This window comes from Sphingorhabdus sp. (assembly GCF_044357595.1).
In the GTDB taxonomy this organism is placed as follows: Bacteria; Pseudomonadota; Alphaproteobacteria; order Sphingomonadales; family Sphingomonadaceae; genus Sphingorhabdus_B.
Genome location: NZ_JBIKPH010000190.1, coordinates 1 through 3342, shown reverse-complemented (window position 1 = coordinate 3342; position 3342 = coordinate 1). Strand labels below are relative to the sequence as shown.

Annotated in this window: 2 protein-coding genes and 1 pseudogene; all 3 read left to right on the top strand. The window is 56.3% G+C overall.

Features of this window, described 5'->3' with window-relative positions; genetic code table 11:
* Positions 1-183: 183 nt before the first annotated feature.
* Positions 184-2715, top strand: coding sequence for a translation initiation factor IF-2 (infB, locus tag ACIQ2T_RS12755; protein WP_397591133.1), 2532 nt, complete (start codon positions 184-186; stop codon positions 2713-2715).
* A gap of 29 nt (positions 2716-2744) precedes the next feature.
* On the top strand, positions 2745-3173 hold the full coding sequence (gene rbfA / locus ACIQ2T_RS12750) for a 30S ribosome-binding factor RbfA (protein ID WP_306062552.1): 429 nt from the start codon (positions 2745-2747) through the stop codon (positions 3171-3173).
* Positions 3173-3342: pseudogene (locus ACIQ2T_RS12745) on the top strand (thymidine kinase); the annotation flags it as partial. The gene rbfA and the pseudogene ACIQ2T_RS12745, both read left to right, overlap by 1 nt.

Genomic DNA, 3342 nt, shown 5'->3' with positions numbered 1-3342 from the left:
GCTGTGCATGTCGCGTTGATTAACCAAAAAGCGGCGGACAGGGTGATGCATCATCTTGGACGCTGGCTAAATTTCAAAGGATGCAGTAATGCGCCTCAGGATTCCGCTGCTTCGGTAGTGGACTTGCGGGGCAATGACGCTGACATCTCCGCAATTGACTGACTAAGGACGGGTTCTGTTTCGATGAGTGATGATACCAATAATAAACCGACTTTGACGCGCAAGCCGCTCACTTTGAGCCGCTCGCTGGAGTCGGGCGAAGTCAAACAGACCTTTAGCCATGGCCGCACCAACAAGGTTGTGGTTGAGGTGAAGCGCAAGCGTCTCGTCGGTAAGCCAGGTTACGCACCCGAGCCAGAAGTGGCTGCACCGCCTCCGCCGCCCGCTGCCGCGCCTGTTGTTGCCGCACCAGCGCCCGTAGCACCCGCGCCACGTCCGACCGGCAATGACATGCTCAGCCGTCAGGAGCGTCAGGCAAAGCTGCTGCGCGAGGCCGAAGAAGCACGCCTTTCAATGCTTGAAGAAAGCGGCCGCCGCGAAACTGAACAACGCACTCAACGCGCAGACGAAGAACGTCAGCGCGCCCAAGCAAACCGTGAGGAAGCTGCAGCTACGCCGCCTCCACCACCTGTTGCAGAAGCGATTGTACCGGTCGTAACTGCTCCAGTGGAGCCAGTCGCCGAAGACACAAACAAGGACGGTGCCACCCCAGCGCCGCGTCGTTTTACGCCCGTTGAAGCGCCCAAGCGCCCTGAGCGCGAGCGTGAAGACGTTAAAAAAGCTCCGCAACGCCCAACGCGTGGTGCAGCGGATGACCGCCGCCAATCTGGCAAGCTAACCGTTACGCGTGCGCTTGAAGGCGATGATGGCGCCCGCGCGCGTTCGCTCGCGGCGCTGAAGCGTGCGCGTGAAAAAGAAAAGCGTTCGCATGGCGGAGGCAACCGTCAGGCGCAGGTCAAGCAAACACGCGATGTGGTCGTGCCCGAAACCATCACGGTGCAGGAACTTGCTAACCGTATGGCGGAAAAGGGCAGCGATCTTGTCAAGGCGCTTTTCAAGATGGGCATGCCCGTCACGATAAACGAAACCATCGACCAAGATACCGCAGAATTGCTCGTCGAAGAGTTTGGCCACAACATCACACGCGTGTCGGATGCCGACATTGATATCGCTCATGATGAAGACGTAGACGCGACCGAAACGATGAAGTCCCGTCCTCCGGTCGTGACCGTGATGGGGCATGTCGACCATGGTAAGACATCGCTTTTGGACGCCTTGCGCGGTGCAAATGTTGTAGCTGGCGAAGCTGGCGGAATTACGCAGCATATTGGCGCGTATCAGGTGAAGGCAAAGGATGGCTCTGTCATCACCTTCCTCGATACGCCAGGGCACGAAGCGTTCACGCAAATGCGTCAACGCGGTGCCTCGGTAACCGATATTGTGATCTTGGTCGTCGCAGCCGATGACGGCCTGATGCCGCAGACGATTGAAGCCATAAAGCATGCCAAGGCCGCCAATGTGCCGATGATCGTTGCTATCAATAAGGTCGATAAGGAAGGCGCAAATCCGCAAAAGGTGCGTGAGCGTCTGCTTGAGCATGAAGTTGTCGTGGAAGCTATGGGCGGTGAAGTTCAGGACGTCGAAGTTTCGGCGCTCAAGAAAACCGGCCTTGATACATTGCTTGAAAAACTGGCTTTGCAGGCAGAAGTCATGGAATTGAAGGCCAATCCCGATCGCGCAGCTGAAGCCGTCGTGGTGGAGGCGCAGTTGGACAAGGGCCGTGGCGCTGTCGCAACCGTGCTTGTGAAGCGCGGCACGTTGAAGCGCGGCGATATCTTCGTTGTCGGCGCACAAAGCGGGAAGGTTCGGGCTTTGGTAAACGACAAGGGGCAGCAAGTTTCGGAAGCTGGCCCCGCGACACCTGTTGAAGTGCTTGGCCTGACCGGTGTTCCATCGGCAGGCGACGTTCTTACGGTGGTTGAAAACGAGGCGCGTGCGCGTGAAGTTGCATTGTACCGTAAGGAACAGTCGACCAAAGTCCGCACGGCGCAGGTCACGCCAAATCTTGAAAATCTGTTTGATAATCTGTCCGCCACGCGTGCGATGGAATATCCGGTGGTTATCAAGGGCGATGTGCAAGGTTCGGTCGAAGCGATCGTAACTGCGCTCAACAATATCTCGACCGACGATATTAAGGTCCGCGTATTGCTGGCGGGCGTTGGTGGCATCACCGAATCCGATATGTTGCTTGCCGCAGCGTCGAACGCGCCACTTATCGGTTTCAACGTGCGTCCAAACGCCAAGGCAGCCGCCTTGGCCAAGCGTGACCGCGTACGTCTGAAATATTTCGACGTGATCTATCACCTGACCGCAGACATCGCCAAGGAAATGGCGGGCGAATTGGGGCCAGAAATTATCGAAACCGTCGTTGGGCGTGCCGAAGTCAAAGATGTCTTCAAATCGGGCAAGCGCGACAAGGCTGCTGGTCTTTTGGTCACAGAAGGCATCATCAAAAAGGGCTTGTATGCGCGCCTTACCCGCGAAGACGTCATTGTGTCCAAAACCACGATTGCATCGCTGCGCCGCTTCAAGGACAATATCGACGAGGTCCGTGCTGGCCTCGAATGTGGTGTCGTCTTGGCGGATACTAACGATGTCAAGGCAGGCGACATGCTTGAAGTCTTTGAGATCGAGGAGCGTGAACGGACGTTGTGATTTTAGCTCGGTCCTGAGAGTCGAGAATTATGGCTAAGCATAACGATACAGGTCCTGAAGGCCGCTCTGTCCGCCTTCTGCGCGTAGGTGAGCAATTCCGGCATATACTGTCGGAACTGCTTGCGCGTGGAGAGGTGCATGACGATATCCTCAACAGCCACAGTGTCAGCGTAACCGAAGTGCGGATGTCGCCTGATTTGCGGCACGCGACAGCGTTCATTAAACCTTTGCTTGGGGTGAACGAAGCTGTCGTCCTTAAGGCTCTGCGCACCAACACAGCGTTTTTCCAGAAGGAAGTCGCTGCCCGTGTGAGCATGAAATACGCTGCGAAGCTGAAATTCCTCGCGGACGATAGTTTTGACCAGGCAACCCATATCGAAGGTTTATTGTCGCAGCCAAAAGTTCAGCAGGATCTGACGGAGGATGAGGCAAGCGATCAAGCTGGCGACGCTGCGTAATGGCAAAGCTGTATTTCTATTATGCGTCGATGAACGCTGGCAAATCGTCCACATTGTTGCAGGCGGCGTTCAATTATGGCGAGCGCGGCATGACGGTAATGCTTTGGACCGCAGCGATTGATGATAGGCTCGGCTTTGGCGCGATTAGCTCGCGTATTGGCCTCGCAGG